Origin of the sequence: Blastomonas sp. CCH9-A1, from assembly GCF_001557175.1 — a bacterium.
Lineage (GTDB): Bacteria > Pseudomonadota > Alphaproteobacteria > Sphingomonadales > Sphingomonadaceae > Blastomonas > Blastomonas delafieldii_A.
The window spans coordinates 1-17,103 of sequence record NZ_LSHM01000062.1 but is presented as its reverse complement, the minus strand read 5'-3'; the positions used below and the strand labels follow the sequence as shown (position 1 = coordinate 17,103).

Here is a 17,103-nt window from a genome sequence, read left to right as displayed (position 1 = left end):
TCCCCAGGAGATTCCCGATGCGATCGCTGCTGTTAGCCCTTCTCACCTGGCTCGCGGCGCTCGCCGCGCCCGCGCTTGCGCAATCCGCCCCGGTGGCCAGTATCGCCTCGCCCGATGGCCGGGTGCGCATCGACGTGACGATCGATGGCGAGGGCTGGGCGAACTACACCGTCAGCCGCGACGGCAAGCCGCTGATCGCGCCCTCACGCCTGGGGTTCCAGTTCACCGATCAGGACGGCTTCGGCCGCAACAGCCGCTTCGTCGCCAGCGAGACCGCCAGCGCAGATACACGCTGGGACCAGCCCTGGGGCGAGCGCAGAACGGTGACCGACCGGCATAACGAGCTGCTGGTCCGGCTCGTCTCGTCCGGCGCCAGCGATGCGCTGAACGACGCGCCCGCCGACCGCCCGATCGCGATCCGTTTCCGCGCCTTCGACAATGGCATCGGCTTTCGCTACGAGTTCGCCGCGCGCGCCGATGGCAAGCCCTGGCGCATCGCCGACGAGCTGACCGAATTCGTCATCGCCGCGCCCGGCCAGGCCTGGTGGATCCCGGCGGGCGACTGGAACCGCTACGAATATTTGTATCACGCAACAGCCATCGATCAGGTCTCCGCCGCGCACACGCCGATGACGGTGAAGCTGGTGGGCGGCACGCATCTGGCGTTCCACGAAGCCGCCCTGGTCGATTATGCCGGAATGTGGCTCAAGCGCGTCGACGGCCAGCGTTTCCGCGCCACGCTCTCGCCCTCGAGCCGCGGCGCGAGGGTCGAGCGTTCAGGTGCCTTCACCACCCCCTGGCGCACGATCCGCATCGCCGACAGCGCGGGCGGGCTGTACGACAATGATCTCGAGCTCAACCTCAACGAGCCCAACCGGCTCGGCGATACGAGCTGGTTCACCCCGCACAAATATGTCGGCGTGTGGTGGGAAATGCACCTCGAGACGAAAAGCTGGGCGAGCGGGCCGAAGCACGGCGCGACCAACGACAATGTCCGCCGCCATATCGATTTCGCCGCTCGCCATGGCTTTCGCGGCGTGCTGGTCGAAGGCTGGAACAAGGGCTGGGACGGCAACTGGTTCGGCAATGGCCGCGATTTCGATTTCATTGAGAGCACCCCCGATTTCGACCTGCCCGACCTGGCCGCCTATGCGCGCCAGCATGCCGTGCGGCTGATCGGCCATCACGAGACCGGCGGCAATATCGCGAAATACGAAAGCCAGCTCGGCGCGGCGCTCGATCTTTATGCCCGGCACGGCGTCGATGCGGTCAAGACCGGCTATGTCGCCGATGCGGGCGGCATCATCGCGCCGGGCGACAAACCCGGCGAGCAGCGGATGGAATGGCATGACGGCCAGCGCATGGCGCAGCATCATCTGCGCGTGGTGCAGGAGGCCGCCGCGCGCCGCATCGCGGTCAACCCGCATGAGCCGATCAAGGACACGGGGCTCCGCCGCACATATCCCAACTGGGTGAGCCGCGAGGGCGCGCGCGGGGGTGAATATCAGGCCTGGGGCACGCCCGGCAACGGACCCAAGCACGCCCCCACCCTGGTGTTCACGCGCATGCTCGCAGGGCCGATGGACTATACGCCGGGCATCCTCTCGCTCAAGGGACGCGGCGGGCGCGATCTCGAATCGACGCTGGCGCGCGAGCTGGCGCTGTACGTGGTGCTCTACTCGCCGATCCAGATGGTCGCCGACCTGATCGAGAATCTGGAAGCGCACCCGCGCGAGCTGGCGTTCATCGAGAAGGTGCCGACCGACTGGGAGCAGAGCCGCACATTGCTCGGCGAGGTCGGCCAGCTCGCGGTGATCGCGCGCAAGGACCGCAACGGGCCCGACTGGTATATCGGCGGCGTCACCGACGAGACCGCGCGCGAGGCCGCGATCGACCTGTCCTTCCTGCCCAGGGGCTCGCGCTGGCGCGCTTATGTATGGCGCGATGGCGACAACGCCGATTACCGCACCGAGGCGCGGCACCAGATCGTGATCGAGCAGAAGGCCGTCGCCGCCGGGGACACGCTGAATATCCGCATGGCACCGGGCGGCGGCTTTGCCATCCGGCTCGAGCGGCTGGACCGGTGAGCCTGATCCGGTTCGCGCTGGCGCTGCTGGCCCTGGCGCTCGCGCCTGCGCTCCGGGCCGAGGATGCGGGACGGCTGCTGCAATACGAGCGGGTCGCCGCCGCCGGCCTGCCCGACCAGCGGCTGACCATCTGGCTGCCGCCGGGCTATGGCGCTGGGGCCCGGCGCTATCCGGTGCTGTACATGCACGACGGGCACAATCTGTTCGACCGGCGCTTGTCCAATTTCGACAAGATCTGGGCGGCGGACAAGGCGATGCTGCAGGCAGTGGCCAGCGGCGCGGTCGAGCCGCATATCATCATCGGCATCTGGGCCCCCGGCGCGGACCGCTTCCGCCAGTATCTGCCGCGCGACATTCACGACGCCGCCTCGCCCGGATTGCGCGCACGGATGGACGCGGCCGCCGGTGGTCCGATCCTTTCGCAAGCCTATCTCGCCTGGATCGCAGGGCCGCTCAAGACCTGGGTGGATGCAAGCTTCCGCACCCGCACCGGGCGCGACGATACCGCGATCATGGGATCGAGCATGGGCGGACTGATGAGCTGCTACGCCTTCCTCGACCGCCCCGACATTTTCGGCCGCGCCGCGTGCATCAGCTCGCACTGGCCCGCCATCGATCCGCGCGCGGTGGAGGGCGGCGATCCCGAGCTGATCCGGCTATGGGACCGCTGGTTCGCCGAGAAGCTCGGCCCACCCGATGGCCGCCGCCTCTGGCTCGACCACGGCACCGCGACGCTCGACGCCTTCTACGCGCCCTATCAGCAGGCCGTCGACGCCCGCATCGCCGCCTCGGGCTGGCAGAAGGGCAAGGACTGGGAAAGCCGGGTGTACGAAGGCGCCGAACACGAGGAAAACGCCTGGGCCGCGCGTTTGCCGGAGATCATGGGGTGGGTGTTGCGGCGGGAGTGAGGGGTAGGATGGCGGTTTATTAGGGTATCAGGCTACGGCCCTGTGCCACTTGGAATTCGAAGGGGCCCGCATGGCGCGATGCGCCATGCGGGTTCTACTAAGCGTTAAAACCGAGGCAACGCCTCTAGATTGTCAGTCCAGCGGCCATTGGCATAAGTCTTCAGGTATTCCCGTCCAGCGGAAGACACCCAAACACCAATGCGTTCAGACACTCCATTGTGGTTTGTGCGAAAGTCCCACTCGGCCTTGACCAGCTTGATAATGCCATCGAGGGAGTCCGCCCATTCCCGGCCATTTGTGTCATAGCCCTTCAGACGATCGATGCGGCAATCGTTGTCAGGTCCATCTACACGAATATGAGTTACGTAATAAACGGTCATCGGCAAATCCTTTGTTGCCAATGCCGTTGGTGCGACGCATAGTTTATCTGCAAGACACGTCGTACCAACGGCTGTTGCGGTGACCGGACCTTGTAGGAGAGGGCCGGTCACCTTTGCATCGGGTGCTCATCACGTCGATGCACGCCTTTCGACGCGCGCTCAGGCTGCATCAGAATATTGTAACCCCGCAAGCGAAAAGCGCATAGCGGTGGATAACTCGCAATATTATCTGTGCGTAAACCATGGAAAAAGTGCGAATAGCGGTATTCAAGTTGAGCACCATATCTCGCGGTTTTCGGCTGGCAGAGTCACCCTTTACACAGCGACTCGGCAAATCCATGAGAACTGCGGTGAAACTGAGCGCAGCCGCTTCTGCCCCAGTCTGCTCTAGCCTCACATCTACGGCTTATAGCATCAGGCACTACCCCACCTCATAAGTTAAAGCCCCCCGCCCCATCCCGACGCATCCTCCCTCCTCCACTGAGGAGCAACGAACCATGCCCGCAAAATCCAAGGCACAGCAGAAGGCGGCGGGGGCGGCGCTTGCGGCCAAGCGCGGGGATGCGCCCAAGAAGAGCCTCAAGGGCGCGTCGAGGCAGATGGAAGAGTCCATGTCCGAAAAGGAGCTGGAGGACATGGCCTCGACCAGGCGCAAGACACTGCCCGAGCGCAAGTCCTGAGCGGCCGGGCATGCAGGCCGACATCACCCGTGAGCATCACGATGCCGCGTCCGCCGTGACGCGGGACATGCCGCGCTGGAGCATCTGGCGCAAATATGCCTATGGCTGGCTGACGCTGCTGTTCTTTGCGGTGTCGCTGGCGCTGCACTGGTATTTCGGCTGGCGCGCGTTTTCGAACGAGGCGTTGCAGCACGGCCAGGTGCCCGACCTGCCCGGCTATCTCGACGAGATGGCGCGCGACACGTTCGAGAACTGGCAGTCCGAATTCCTCCAGCTGATCTGGCAGGTCGTGGGCCTCGCCTATTTCCTCTATGTCAGCTCGCCCAGCTCCAAGGAGAATGACGACCGGCTGGAGGCCAAGATCGATGCGCTGCTGCGGCTGCAGGGGGGTGAGCAGGCCGAAACGATCATCCGCAGCATCGACGCGCGCTATCTGCGCGATGCGGGCCATGCCGAGCCGCATGGCTGAACAGGCCCTGCCGATGCCAGCGGGCAGTTCGGCGCAGGGCTAAACTATGTGGTTTCGCCCATCGCTCGCTGCAGCAGAAATGCGCGCACCGCCTCGCCCGACCCCGGTGCAGGCGCATTTCCCCCAATGGAGGCTTATCATGGCCAGCTATGACAATGACATCTCGCTCCTCAACTCGCTGATCGCGACGACGCTCGACAGCGTCGAGGGCTATCGCGAATCGGCCAAGGATGCCGAGGACCCGCAGCTCAAGTCGAACTTCGCCGAGCGCGCGACCGAGCGCACCCAGGTCGTCGCGATGCTGCGCGACCAGGTGCGCACATTGGGCGGCACGCCCGAGGATGACGGCACCGTGCTCGGCGGCGCGCACCGCATGTTCGTGAACCTGAAATCGATGATCGTGGCGCGTGACGACAAGGCGGTGCTGGAGGAGGTCCAGCGCGGCGAGACCTATCTCATGGAAAAGTTCGAGACCGCGCTCAATGACCGCAATGCCTCGCCCGAGACGCTTCGCGTGATCGAGCAGGCGCACAGCCAGATCGCATCGGGCAGCAGCGCGATGCAGGGCCTGGGATCGACCACCGGCAGCTACTGACGCTGCTTCGCACCGCGCGACCGACCTCGCGCCTGGGGAAAGAGGGGCCGCACGCGCCCCTCTTTTTTTTTGCGCGCACGCGCAGCAGCGATCAGGCCGAAGCCTGATGCGATGTCGCTGCGAAATATCGAAAAAACTGGAGCGGGCGAAGGGATTCGAACCCTCGACCCCAACCTTGGCAAGAAGACCGACGGGCTTTTCTCCAGTACGCTCCACATCGCTATACCACGATAGAAGCTCGATATATCTAGCATTCCAGTTTTCCTTAATGCGATCAGGATGCCTGAAATGGACTTGCATCTGCTGACAATTTGGTGACAAAAGGTTCGGCAGAGAATTTTGTCACCAAATGAGGAGTGGGGATGACTCCGGTCAAGCTAAACAAGCGCTGCGTCGATAGCCTGCTTCCGCCCTCCAAGGGGCAAGCGGTTCTCTGGGATACCGAGGTACGCGGCTATGGCGTACGTGTCCTTCCGTCGGGCACAAAGACCTTCATCCTCCAGTATCGCAACCCAGAGGGAATTCAGCGCCGCATCAATATTGGCCGATACGGCGTCCTTACCGTCGATCAGGCGCGCGATCAGGCCAAGCTGTTCCTGGCCTCCGTGATCAAGGGAGAAGATCCGGCTGATGAAACACGTCGTGCGCGCAAAGGCATGACGGTCGCGGAGATGTGCGAATGGTATCTGGCCGAAGCGCGGGCCGGGAACATCTTGGGACGACTGAACCGACCGATAAAGGCATCGTCCCTTGATATGGACGAGAGCCGTATCAAGACGCACATAATCCCACTCCTCGGAAAGCGCGTGGTGGCGCAGCTGAGCGTCGCCGATGTCGAGCAAATGCAGTCCGATGTTAAGAACGGGAAAACCGCTAAAGCTCGGACCGGTGGTCGTGGCGGACAGGCGACCGGGGGAGCTGGTGTAGCCTCGCGATGCCTGGGCACGCTTCAAGCGATCATAGGGCATGCCAAGCACAAGGGGTTGCTGGCGGCCCATCCAACCCAAGGTGCGAAAAAGCTGGCCAGCGCAAAGCGGACCCGACGGCTGAGCGTCGCCGAGATTGAGACGCTGGGTAAGGCAATCGCGTTTGCCGAGCGAAACCACGAAAATCCTGTGGCGCTGGCCGTTCTGAAGACGCTTCTGCTAACCGGTTATCGCCGGGAAGAAGCCCAAGCCATGCAGAGGTCCTGGGTTAACGCTGCGGGAGGCTTCATCAGTTTCCCGGACACCAAAGGCGGTGCGCAAGTCCGTGCCATTGGCCCTGCGGCCCTGAAGATCGTCCTGAGCCAGCCAGAAATGCTCGGCAATCCTTATGTCTTCGCATCAGAAACCGGGGCCGGGCCATATACTGCTGTGAGTTCCTGTCTTGACCGTGTTTGCAAGCTCGCCGGGATTTCGGGCGTCACGCCCCATACCCTTCGGCATACGTTCGGAAGCATCGCAGGCGAACTGGGTTTTTCGGAACTGACAATCCGCGCTATGCTCGGTCACGCTTCGCAAAACGTGACGCAAGACTATATCCATATCGACGAAGCGCTGAAGCTGGCTGTTCAAAGGACATCGGATGAAATTGCGCGTCTACTCGACTTGGGGACAAAACGTCTTGCAATGATGTCCTATCCATAACCAGCGCCTTGTCCCGATCCTTGTTGGGACTGCCACCGGCTAGCTGCATCGAGACTCCCGGCGCCCAGTCCATACAAAGACCGGCGCCGTGTCGATGTCGCCGGTTACTATAAAATCTGCTTCGGGTGTGGCACTCAACACTCATGGTTGACATATCGGGGGCATTGCGTGTCGGGGACAGACTGGAAAAGCTTCGCTGATCAGCTGCAGATTCTGAAGGATCGCGGCTTGACGGTGGGGGATGATACCCGAGCGATCAGTTACCTCGAGAAGATCGGCTATTATTGCCTTAGTGGCTATTGGTATCCGTTTCGCTCGCCAAAAGCACAGCCCGTCGGCCTGGTGTTCCGGGAAGACCATTTCCTTCCTGGCTCAACATTCGAGGACGCTGTTGCGCTCTACGCCTTCGATCGCAAGCTGCGGCTTCTGGCGCTCGATGCGCTGGAACGGATCGAACGAGCCATCCGGGTCGACGTAGCCCACCTGCTGGGCAGGCTCGACTGCTTCGCGCAGTACGACCCCGCCCTACTGCACGGCAATTTTGCTCGCAGGGCAATTCCGAAGGGCTACAACGCGGGAAAGACTGAACACCAGCTCTGGCTCGATCACCAGGACAAGCTGATTCACCGTAGCCGGAAGCAGCATTTCGTTGCCCACAACATGAACAAGCACGGGCGCTTGCCGATCTGGGTGGCGATCGAGATCTGGGATTTCGGCGCCCTTTCGCGGCTCTTTGCCGGCATGAACGTAAAGGACCAGGATGTCATTGCGGCCAGCTACGGTCTGGGGACGGGACGCGAACTGGAGAAATGGTTGCGAAGTCTGAGCTATCTTCGCAACGTCGCAGCGCACCATAGTCGCATGTGGAATGTGAACGTGTTGGAGCTGTCGCCGGTGCCACAGTTCGACCAGAACTGGCAGTCGCTCGCCAATGCGCGCCCCTTCATGTACTTTTGCATCATGCGGTTTCTGCTGGCGCGGATCAGTCCGAATTCCAGCTGGGGTGAGCGGTTCAAGGCTTTGATGGCGGAGTTCCCCGAACCTGCAAACAAGGCCGTGACGGCCGCCGATTTCGGGTTGGTTGCAGGCTGGGAGGGATGGCCGCTTTGGGCCTAGACCATCCCCACAAAAGAAAACCGGCACGTACACATCGCTGTGCAGAGGTGCCGGTCATATTGTGACCATATATATCCATACGAACGCTTTTGTCAATGAGAGACATTCACGGCACTGCCCCAGGCACTAGCTGAATCGGAGCGATTCTCGCCGTGGCGCGCTGAGATCAAGGCCTGCGGCACGGCGCCAGCCTGAGGCCAAGCTTCACCCAATGCGCTCTTGCGACGACTATATATCAGACCCTACAAATCGAGCTCAACCCCTGTGTGCTGCTCGATCTTCTTCTTCACCAAGCCCTTGGCGAGCGCCTTCAGGAGATCGAGACTGAAGCCGCCAGCCTTCTTTGCGCCGGCCTTTGTCTCACGCCAGATGGAGGGATCACGGATGGTGTCGAGGAAGTCATGCCCGGCCCATGTAATCTGGCCAATCTGCCAAGCCGCGCCTGATAGCTTCGCTTTTATGGTAATGAGACCAGCATTGTCGAGCAGGTCCAGGTGATACTCCAATAGTTCTGCCTGCTCGCGCGGCAGCTTGCCTTCGCTGCTCTCGCCCAAAACCTCAGCGATCTCCGGGGTCAAAAGATCAAACGAGCGTCGTCCGTCTTCGATCTGCAAGAGCAGATCCCGGATGAGGTCCATGTTGCGCTTCATGGCCCGGACCATACTGCAAACACAGCGGAAGGACAGCGAACTGTTCGACCGGCAATGACTGATCGCCATAATCGCCCGCACTGTGCGCGGTCAGCTGTGAGCGAGCTGATAGCGGCCATTCTTGCGGGCACCGACAAAGCGCAAAAGACCGCAGCCGCACAGACCCGCAAGATCGCGTCGCGCGGACTTGATGCTCACCTGCCAGTGTGCCGCGATCTCGCGGGCTTTGACCGGATGACCCTTGCCGACTCGGTCGAGCACCCAGCGTTGGCGCTCATTGAGGCCCAAACTTATTGGGTCATTTCCAGGGACATTTCCAAGGTCATTTATAGGGTCAGAATTCGGTCGATGCTTGCCCAACGGCCGCTCATTGCCGTGTTCATATGCCCACGATGTTCCCCCGCGCAACCATTCGGATGACTCGGCGAGTCTGGATTGCTGGCTTTCGATGATGCCGAGAACGAACGCTCGAATAACGGGAGACGTCGCAACCAAGCGCAGAAAGAATAGCGTGTCGGGGCCATGTTGCCCGGCCATCCAATGTTTTGCGGACCGCTCACTGGCATGGGTCAGGCGCATCAATTGCTTCACGGCACGATGCGTGTCCCCATGTTCCTTGCGCAGCAAATTGGCGATGGTCTCGGCAAAGGCTTGGCGACTGGCGAGCGCACCCTCCCAAGCTGGCAACTTCCTGCCCTTTTTCGGCAACATCTTCCGGTCCTTTCCCACATATACTGTTGAGAGTGCGGGAATGCCGGAGCGGTCCGTAGTTCGCGCTGCAGCGGTTGGCCGCCCTGGCCACTGCAGTTCGGGTTTCGAAAGGGGCGAGCATTGCCGGGATGGGATAAAGACGAGGCACCGGGCGATGCAGAACAGAGGCCAACCGTGCGCGCGGCGGAATATGTTCGGATGTCCACGGACCACCAGAAATACTCGACCGAGAATCAGGCCGATGCGATCCGACACTACGCCGCGTCTCGCGGCATAGAGATTGTCAGGACCTATGCTGACGACGGCAAAAGCGGTCTATCGATCGACGGTCGCGCTTCTCTGCAGCGCCTGATTGCCGACGTCGAATCCGGCGTCGCCGATTTCCAGATGATCCTCGTTTATGATGTCAGCCGCTGGGGCCGTTTCCAGGACGCCGATGAGAGCGCCTACTACGAGTACATCTGCCGCCGCTCCGGAATTCAGATCGCCTATTGCGCCGAACAGTTCGAGAATGACGGGTCGCCCATGAGCACCATGTTCAAGGGCTTCAAGCGCGCCATGGCTGGCGAATACAGCCGGGAGCTTTCGGTAAAGGTCTTCGCCGGCCAGGGGCGGCTCATCGAAAAGGGTTATCGACAAGGCGGTCCCGCTGGCTTCGGCCTGCGTCGGACACTGATCGATGAGCACGGCAACGTCAAAGCGGTCCTCTGCCGCGGCGAACAAAAGAGCCTCCAGACCGATCGGGTCATCCTGACACCGGGCCCGCCCGAAGAGATTGACGTGGTTCGCGAGGTCTATCGGAGCTTCGTTCATGAAGGACGCTCCGAACGCGAGATCGCCGAGGACCTTAATGCTCGAGGTGTTCTATCCGACCTCGAACGCCCTTGGACACGCGGCACCGTCCATCAGCTGCTGATCAACGAGAAATACGTCGGCGACAATGTCTGGAATCGGCGGTCGTTCAAACTGAAGAAGAAGCGGGTCCGCAACGCTCCCGACATGTGGATCCGGTCGGAGGGAGCATTCGAGGGAATCGTTGAACGCGACCTGTTCGAGGCAGCTCATTCGATCATCACGGCACGCTCGTTCCGCCTGACGGACGAGGAAATGCTCCAAGCGCTGCGAGGCCTCTACGCCAGCAAGGGTCTGCTGTCGGGCATTATTATCGACGAATGCGAGGGATTGCCGTCAAGCAGCGCCTATAGCTCCCGGTTTGGCAGCCTGCTGCGCGCATACAGTCTGGTCGGCTTCTCGCCTGAACGGGACTATCGCTATATCGCGATCAACAAGGCCCTGCGCCGCCTCCATCCGGATATCGTTCGTGAAATCTTGGCTGGCCTCCACGCGCAGGGGAGCGATGCGTTTCAGGATCTTGCCAGTGACAGCATCCGGGTGAACGGCGAGTTCAGCCTTGCAATCGTTCTGGTGCGCTGCACGCCAACGCCGACCGGCTTGCTGCGCTGGAAGATACGTTTCGACACGAGCCAGCTTGCCGACATCACCGTGGTCGTGCGGATGGACATGCACAACCGTGCGCCATTCGATTACTACCTGTTCCCGAGGATCGACGTCACCAGCGAACGGCTGCGTCTCGCCGAGGACAACGATCTGCACCTCGATGCCTATCGCTTCGATACGCTCGATTTCTTTTACGACATTTCGGCGCCCGTCGCCATTCCGGAGGCTGCGTAATGCCTGTCGTGCGCCCACAGCAAATCGAGATGATCCCGGTTGCCAAGATCACGGTTCTCAACCCGCGCTCGCGAAACAAGCGTCAGCACCGCGAGATCGTGAACAACATTGAGTCGATCGGATTGAAGCGACCGATCACGGTCAGTCGACATCATGGTCCGGGTGGCCCTCGCTATGATCTCGTCTGCGGGGAAGGCCGGCTCGAAGCATTCCTGATGCTAGGGCAGACCGAAATCCCCGCGGTCGTCATCGAGGCGAGCGAGAGCGATTGCCTAGTGATGAGTCTGGTCGAGAACATCGCTCGCCGCACCCCGCGCCCGATAGATGTGATGCGCGAGATCGGTGCGCTGCGTGAGCGCGGCTACAATGAGACGGAAATCGGCCAGAAAATCGGGGTCAGCAGTTCGTGGGTCAGCATGATCGTTTCACTTCTGGAGCGCGGCGAGGAGCGGCTCGTTGCCGCAGTGGAAACTGGCCTCATCCCGATCAGCCTGGCGATGGAAATCTCGCGGGCAGAGTCCGAGGAAGCGCAGAACCTGCTGCTCGACGCTTATGAGACGGGCAAGCTGCGCGGCAAAAAGCTGGCTTCTGTGAGAAGGCTGCTCGAGCTGCGAATGCGCGGGCAGAACAAGTCGATGCCGTCAGGCAAGCTGGGCAGACGATCCGCCAATCGGAAACTGACCGCGAGCGACCTCATGCAGGTTTATCAGCGAGAGGCCGAGAAGCAGCGTCTGCTCGTTAAGAAGTCCGATTTCACGCAAACCCGGCTGCTGTTCATCGTCGAGGCCATCAAGGATCTGCTTGGCGACGAAGGGTTTCTGACCTTGCTCCGTGCCGAGGGGCTGGAGACGATGCCGCGCGCCCTGGCCATGAGAATTGCGGGCGAAACCGATGACTGACTGGACCGAAACAGAGACATCAGGTTTGGAGCCAGGTTCGGAGCACCGCGTTCGCCTTGGTTTTGAACGCGAAACCGTCACTGTCGCACTCGAGCAGCTCGTCCCGCTCAAGATACTTCAGCAAGGCGTGCGGGAGAGCAAGAAATTCACTCAGATCGTCAGTTCGATCAAGGCGATTGGGATCGTCGAGGCTCCTGCTGTTGCTCCCGATCCAAAGCATCCGGGGAAGTATTTCCTGCTCGACGGCCATCTACGGATTGAAGCTATGCGCCAGCTCGCGATTCCGACAGTCGAGTGCCTCGTCGCAAATGACGATGAAACCTACACCTACAACAAACGCGTCAATCGCCTGCCACCCGTGCAGGAGCACCGGATGATTGTGCGCGCGATTGAACGCGGTGTCACAGAAGCGGTCATCGCTGATGCGCTCGGTCTCGAAGTGCAGTCGATACGCGCACGCTTCCGTCTCCTCGACGGCATCTGCGCTGAGGCCGCTGATGCGCTGAAGGACACCAATTGCTCAATGAAGGTATTCGATCTCCTGCGGCGCATGACCGCGTTCCGCCAGATTGAGGCTGCTGATCTGATGATCGGTCAGAACAACTTCTCCGTGATGTTTGCTCGTGCGCTACTAGCGGCGACACCGGATGAGCAGCTTGTTCCCGTCAGCAAGAAGGCGGGCAAGGCCGACGCGGCGGGACCAACCAGCCAGCAGATCACTCGCATGGAGCGAGAACTTGCCGCTTTGCAGACGCAGGTCAAATCGGTCGAGGAAAGCTATGGGATCGACAACCTCCACCTGACCTTTGCGCGAGGCTATCTCGGCAAACTCCTTGCCAATGCGCGCATAGTGCGTTGGCTCTCGCTGCACCGTCCAGAATATCTGACCGAGTTCCAGCGCATTGCGGAAATCGACAGTCTCGGCGGCTTACCCGCGCCCAGCGCTGAGTAATGTGATGGGGACCCGGACCCGATAAGCGCGGGGACCATGGGAGACGCCGCACTGAGGGGCGGATCGAGCATGGAGGTGGGAATGGCGGCGAACCCGCAGGAAGCCCACCAGGTCGGCCGTCATAGGGACCGACCGATTTATGAGAGTGACGGGCGCGCCAGGGCATGCGCGCCCGTCATGGGATGGAGAACACCGGCCCCGCCCGAGGGCGGAGCCGGTGCGGCGGTTCAGGCCGGCGGATTCCAGATGATGACCTTCTTGGAGGGATCATCGCCCGGCGCGTTGGCGATATTGCCGTAGATCGTGCCGAACTCGGGTGCGGAGAGCGAAACCGAAACATATTCGGCGCCGGTGTTCTGCGAGAAGCGCTTCCAGCCTGCGCCCAGCTCGAAGCCGTTCTTGCGGCTGACGATGCGATAATCGGGCTCGGATTCCTTCGCCTTGCGGTTGTTGGGGATGATCGCGATCGGCGCGGAGACCGTCAGCGTCGCCAGCGTGCCCTCGAAGCTGTCGTCGGCCTTCACGGTCAGGTTAGCGATGGTAGCCATGAAAATTCTCCTTCGATTGTCGGGGACCATCCCCGATGGCGCCCACCAGAGGGTCCGGCTGCTGGCGTCACCGAGCGCAGCGCGCGAGGGCGAACCCCGCACGGGGTTGACGGCATGAGGCTGACGAGACCCGCAGACAGGCGCCAAGGAAGGGGTGGTTCACGCACGATCAGGAGCAGAGTCGGCAGCAAGCTCCCAGCGGAGGCCAGCGACTTCGGCACGCGCTTCAGTGGCCCCATGGACCAGGCTCATTCCCTTCACTCCAAGGCGCGAGCCTGCTCATCGCGGTCAGCCATGGGATCGACCGAGATGCACGCCAGACGAAACCTTCCAAGAGCGACGGCATGTTCAGATTCTGACGCATCATTGACTTTCGGGAGATTTATAATCATATCACCACCGTGAGAGGACGAGCCATGAACGTCAGCGAAGCCAAGGCGACCGACCGCAAGGATCTGACCGGTCCGGCACTCAGGACCTTTTTCCGCATTGCTGAAGCCTGGGGCCTCAAGGAGCAGGAACAGATGCGTCTGCTCGGGCTGGACAGTCGTTCGACCTATCAATCCTGGAAGCGGGGCGCGATTGCCGCTCTCCCGAAGGATGCGCTCGAGCGGATTTCCTATGTCATGGGGATCTACAAAGGGCTTCACATCCTTTTGCCCAAAACTGCCGACGAATGGGTCCGCAAGCCCAACAAGGCGCGGGTATTTGGCGGCGCTTCGGCGCTCGATCGCATGATGTCGGGCAATGTCGCAGACCTCTATGTCGTGCGGCAGTATGTCGATGGACAGCGCGGCTGATCCGTGAACATTCCTGTAACTCAGGTGCGGTGGCAGCCGTGCTACCGGATCATCCCGAGCCGTTTTCCCCCGATCGCGCTGTTTGAAGCGGTGGCCGATCCTGCCGATCTAGAGGCTGTTTTCCAGATCGAAGCGATGACCAACGACCGGCTTCGCGAGGAAGCGGGCGACCTCGCACTGGTGCCGCCTGAAGACCGCATATCCGGGCCGGGCACGTCCCCGATCATGGCGGCCTTTACCCATCTGAACCTTGAAGGCGACAGGTTCACCGATGGGAGCTACGGCGTGTTCTATGCCGGGCTCACACTCGCCACCGCGATTGCGGAAACGCGGCATCACAGGGCCAAATTCCTCGCGGCGACAGATGAACCCGCGCAGGAACTCGACATGCGCGTCTATGCCGTCGACCTTGACGCGCCGTTGCATGATATTCGCGGCGCCCGTGAGGCTCTGCCCGCGCTCTACCATCCCGATAGTTATGCTGTGTCTCAGGAGACGGCACGCCGCCTTCGGGACGAAGGCGCAAACGGTATCGTCTATGCGAGTGTCCGTGATGCAGGCGGCGAATGTGCAGCTGTATTTCGACCCCGGCTCCTGTCCAATTGCCGTCAGGAACGCCATCTCACCTATGTCTGGGACGGCAGCACCGTCAGCACCGTTTATGAAAAGCGTATGTTGGACGGTTGATATTTCGATGGACCCGAAGCGACCGCTCTCGCGCTCGGTCCGGGCCGGCAGCTCACGAATTGCGATAACTGGAAGCGGTCATTCGAGCGCAAAACCATCGACGGATGTCGACCCAGCTTAAGACGTTCCGACGCACAACCTGCTGCGTCAGATTAGGATAATACCAGCCATTCCAACCAGTTTAACCCGTCGACGGCTGCCGCTAACATAGCTGACCTTCGAAGGTCCAAATCGGCTCTTTAAAATCTGCCGCACGCCCAGGTCTCGAAGCAGGGAGAGCGCCCTGACGCAAATTGGTCGTGCCTTCTTAGGCGAACAGTTTAGACGATCGGGCCTCGTCAGTGCCGTTCTTTTTCTTGCTCGGGAGACGTCGAGTTCTGCTAAATCACCATGCGGCAACGAACAGGGAATGGCGGAAATGAAAGTTAGGCGACTGACGATCTCGAACTTTCGAGGAGTCGCCCACGGCACGATCCATCTTACGGGGCACACGCTTCTTGTCGGTGGCAACAACATCGGCAAATCGACAGTATGCGAAGCCTTAGATCTCGTGCTCGGGCCCGAGCGGCTATACCGGCGACCTGTCGTCGACGAGCACGACTTCCATTGTGGCCGGTATCTCGATGCGGAGAAGAACCCGATCGAGATTCGCATCGAGGCAGTCCTCACCGACTTGGCGCCTGAGGCCGAGCTGAAGTTCCATCGGCATTTGCGCCGTTGGGACACCACTACAGGCGATTTTGCCGATCAGGGCGAAACGGGCCCGCAGGATGGGGACGGCTCGCAAAAGGGCTGGGCGCTGCCGGTCGTCTTCATCGGCCGCTACGACAAGGCCGAGGACGATTTCATCGGCAACACGTTCTTCGACCATCCCGTCGAGCCGCTCGAGGACGACGAGGCGGCGGAACTGGCGCTGGGCGCCGGGCGGCGATTGTTCGGCCGCGATCATAAGAGGCTCTGCGGCTTTGTTTTCCTCCGCACGCTTCGCACCGGATCGCGCGCGCTCAGTCTTCAACGCGGATCGCTGCTCGACACGGTCCTCCGCCTCGGCGGAACCGGCCTTGCCGATATGTGGCAGGATACGCTTGATCGGCTGCACGGGTTGACGCCGCCGATCGGCGAGGTGCCGCAGCTCAAGAAGATTCGCGCCGATATTCGGGATCGAATGGCGCGATTCGTCACCTTAGCCGCGGGAGACGACGCGACCGCGTTCTTCGCCTCCGATCTCACGCGGGAGAATCTGCGAGAGGTTGTTCGGCTGTTCATCGCCGCCGAGCCAATCGGGCATGGCGTGCCGTTTCCGCGGCTCGGCACAGGCTCGATCAATCTGCTCGTCTTCGCGCTTCTTACGGTCATCGCCGAGCTGAAAGAGAAGCAATCGGTCATCTTCGCGATGGAGGAGCCGGAGATCGCGTTGCCGCCGCATACCCAGCGGAGGGTTGGGAAATTCGTCCTCTCTGAAATGGGCCAAGCGATCGTGACATCGCATTCGCCCTACATCATCGAGCAGTTCGAGCCGCAGGACATCGTCATTCTGTCCCGAGGCGCCGAAGGCAATCTCGAAGGGGCTCCGATCGATCTCGGCGACTTCAAGACCAAAAGCTTTAAGACGGAACGCCGCCAGTTCGCCGAGGCGATCCTCGGTCGCGGGGTTCTCGTCGTCGAGGGCGCATCTGAGGCGGCATTGTTTCCCGAGGCGTCGGGCGTGCTTGAAAAGTCTATGGGCGCCGACGCCTACATGCATCTCGACTTCGCCGGTATCAGCTTATTCAACGCCGATAGCGAGACTTCGGTCCCTAAATATGGCCCGGTGTTCAAAGCGCTGAACAAGCCTGCTTTCGCGTTCGTCGACACACCCAACAAGGTGCCTGACGCGGCAGCGGAGGCTAAGCTGGCGGACTATGTCGCACGCTGGCAATCGCCGACAAAGGGGATCGAGACCCTGCTCGTGTCGGAGACTGTGCCCGCCGTGCACCGTCGTTTCCTCGATGCCGCGATGGCGCGCGATGACTATCCCGGGCATTGCGGCCCATATGACCCGGCGCTCGACGACGCGGCCGCGACCACGCTTGCGACCGCGGTGCTCAAAGCCCGCAAGGGCGACGCTTATGGCTACACCGCATTGTTCATTCGGCAGTGTCAGACCGCGGACGAGCTGCCCAAGACCATAAAGACCGTGCTGTTGGCCATTGATGCGGCGATGAAGCCGCCTGATCCGGATCTTGGCGACAAAGACGCCGGAGACCTGTCAATCGGCGTTCAATCGGGACCCCCTATCGGCGCGCAAAAGGGACCCCCTTG

The 17,103-nt window shown here is 61.4% G+C and carries 17 protein-coding genes; 13 read left to right on the top strand and 4 right to left on the bottom strand.

The features are described from left to right. Window positions 1–17 precede the first annotated feature (17 nt). Complete coding sequence (locus tag AX725_RS16665) at window positions 18–2,087, top strand: glycoside hydrolase family 97 protein (protein ID WP_060978122.1); 2,070 nt, start codon at window positions 18–20, stop codon at window positions 2,085–2,087. Next, complete coding sequence (locus AX725_RS16660; RefSeq protein ID WP_208597906.1) at window positions 2,084–2,995, top strand: alpha/beta hydrolase; 912 nt, start codon at window positions 2,084–2,086, stop codon at window positions 2,993–2,995. The genes AX725_RS16665 and AX725_RS16660 overlap by 4 nt, the downstream gene beginning before the upstream one ends. A 104-nt stretch (window positions 2,996–3,099) precedes the next feature. Here AX725_RS16660 and AX725_RS20655 read toward each other — a convergent pair whose 3' ends face one another. Continuing rightward, window positions 3,100–3,375: a DUF3892 domain-containing protein gene (locus AX725_RS20655; RefSeq protein ID WP_081097002.1), complete on the bottom strand. Its 276-nt coding sequence runs from the start codon at window positions 3,373–3,375 to the stop codon at window positions 3,100–3,102. A 497-nt stretch (window positions 3,376–3,872) separates the two neighbouring features. Here AX725_RS20655 and AX725_RS16655 point away from each other — a divergent pair, with 497 nt between their 5' ends. The 5 genes from AX725_RS16655 to AX725_RS16635 all read left to right on the top strand — a co-directional run bounded on the left by AX725_RS16655 (window position 3,873) and on the right by AX725_RS16635 (window position 7,863). Further along, window positions 3,873–4,055, top strand: a complete 183-nt coding sequence (locus tag AX725_RS16655) for a DUF3008 family protein (RefSeq protein ID WP_060978121.1) — start codon at window positions 3,873–3,875, stop codon at window positions 4,053–4,055. A 10-nt stretch (window positions 4,056–4,065) separates the two neighbouring features. Beyond that, the gene (locus AX725_RS16650) at window positions 4,066–4,524 is read left to right on the top strand and encodes a DUF6766 family protein (protein WP_208597905.1); all 459 of its coding nucleotides are present in this window, start codon (window positions 4,066–4,068) and stop codon (window positions 4,522–4,524) included. Between the two features lie 139 nt (window positions 4,525–4,663). Further along, on the top strand, window positions 4,664–5,119 hold the full coding sequence (locus AX725_RS16645) for a ferritin-like domain-containing protein (RefSeq protein WP_060978120.1): 456 nt from the start codon (window positions 4,664–4,666) through the stop codon (window positions 5,117–5,119). A gap of 362 nt (window positions 5,120–5,481) precedes the next feature. Beyond that, complete coding sequence (locus AX725_RS16640) at window positions 5,482–6,747, top strand: tyrosine-type recombinase/integrase (RefSeq protein WP_060978119.1); 1,266 nt, start codon at window positions 5,482–5,484, stop codon at window positions 6,745–6,747. A 168-nt stretch (window positions 6,748–6,915) separates the two neighbouring features. Then, on the top strand, window positions 6,916–7,863 hold the full coding sequence (locus AX725_RS16635) for an Abi family protein (RefSeq protein WP_066114215.1): 948 nt from the start codon (window positions 6,916–6,918) through the stop codon (window positions 7,861–7,863). 242 nt (window positions 7,864–8,105) lie between these two features. Here AX725_RS16635 and AX725_RS16630 read toward each other — a convergent pair whose 3' ends face one another. Both AX725_RS16630 and AX725_RS16625 read right to left on the bottom strand, forming a co-directional pair. Next, on the bottom strand, window positions 8,106–8,513 hold the full coding sequence (locus AX725_RS16630) for a DUF2513 domain-containing protein (RefSeq protein ID WP_066114239.1): 408 nt from the start codon (window positions 8,511–8,513) through the stop codon (window positions 8,106–8,108). Window positions 8,514–8,603: 90 nt separating this feature from the next. Beyond that, window positions 8,604–9,224 (bottom strand): hypothetical protein, encoded by a 621-nt coding sequence (locus AX725_RS16625; protein ID WP_066114235.1) that lies wholly within the window; start codon window positions 9,222–9,224, stop codon window positions 8,604–8,606. Window positions 9,225–9,422: 198 nt separating this feature from the next. Between AX725_RS16625 and AX725_RS16620 the strand changes: the two genes are divergently transcribed. From AX725_RS16620 to AX725_RS16610, 3 genes are read left to right on the top strand one after another with little or no spacing between them, the layout of a single operon-like run. Then, complete coding sequence (locus AX725_RS16620) at window positions 9,423–10,916, top strand: recombinase family protein (protein ID WP_066114232.1); 1,494 nt, start codon at window positions 9,423–9,425, stop codon at window positions 10,914–10,916. Beyond that, a complete protein-coding gene (locus AX725_RS16615; protein ID WP_017183374.1) occupies window positions 10,916–11,815 on the top strand; it encodes a plasmid partitioning protein RepB C-terminal domain-containing protein in 900 nt (299 codons plus the stop codon). The genes AX725_RS16620 and AX725_RS16615 overlap by 1 nt, the downstream gene beginning before the upstream one ends. Next, window positions 11,808–12,767, top strand: coding sequence for a plasmid partitioning protein RepB C-terminal domain-containing protein (locus tag AX725_RS16610; RefSeq protein ID WP_060976982.1), 960 nt, complete (start codon window positions 11,808–11,810; stop codon window positions 12,765–12,767). Before AX725_RS16615 ends, AX725_RS16610 begins: the two co-directional genes overlap by 8 nt. Before the next feature lie 227 nt (window positions 12,768–12,994). Here the strand turns inward: AX725_RS16610 and AX725_RS16605 are convergent, their stop codons facing one another. Continuing rightward, the gene (locus AX725_RS16605) at window positions 12,995–13,315 is read right to left on the bottom strand and encodes a DUF736 domain-containing protein (protein WP_017183376.1); all 321 of its coding nucleotides are present in this window, start codon (window positions 13,313–13,315) and stop codon (window positions 12,995–12,997) included. A 416-nt stretch (window positions 13,316–13,731) separates the two neighbouring features. Between AX725_RS16605 and AX725_RS16600 the strand changes: the two genes are divergently transcribed. From AX725_RS16600 to AX725_RS16590, 3 genes are all read left to right on the top strand, one after another. Continuing rightward, entirely contained in the window at window positions 13,732–14,115 is a 384-nt protein-coding gene (locus AX725_RS16600) for an antitoxin Xre-like helix-turn-helix domain-containing protein (protein WP_060976983.1), read from the top strand. A 3-nt stretch (window positions 14,116–14,118) separates the two neighbouring features. Continuing rightward, complete coding sequence (locus AX725_RS16595; protein ID WP_060976984.1) at window positions 14,119–14,802, top strand: RES family NAD+ phosphorylase; 684 nt, start codon at window positions 14,119–14,121, stop codon at window positions 14,800–14,802. 409 nt (window positions 14,803–15,211) lie between these two features. Continuing rightward, on the top strand, window positions 15,212–17,103 hold a 1,892-nt coding region (locus tag AX725_RS16590; RefSeq protein ID WP_196490617.1), incomplete at its 3' end, for an ATP-dependent nuclease.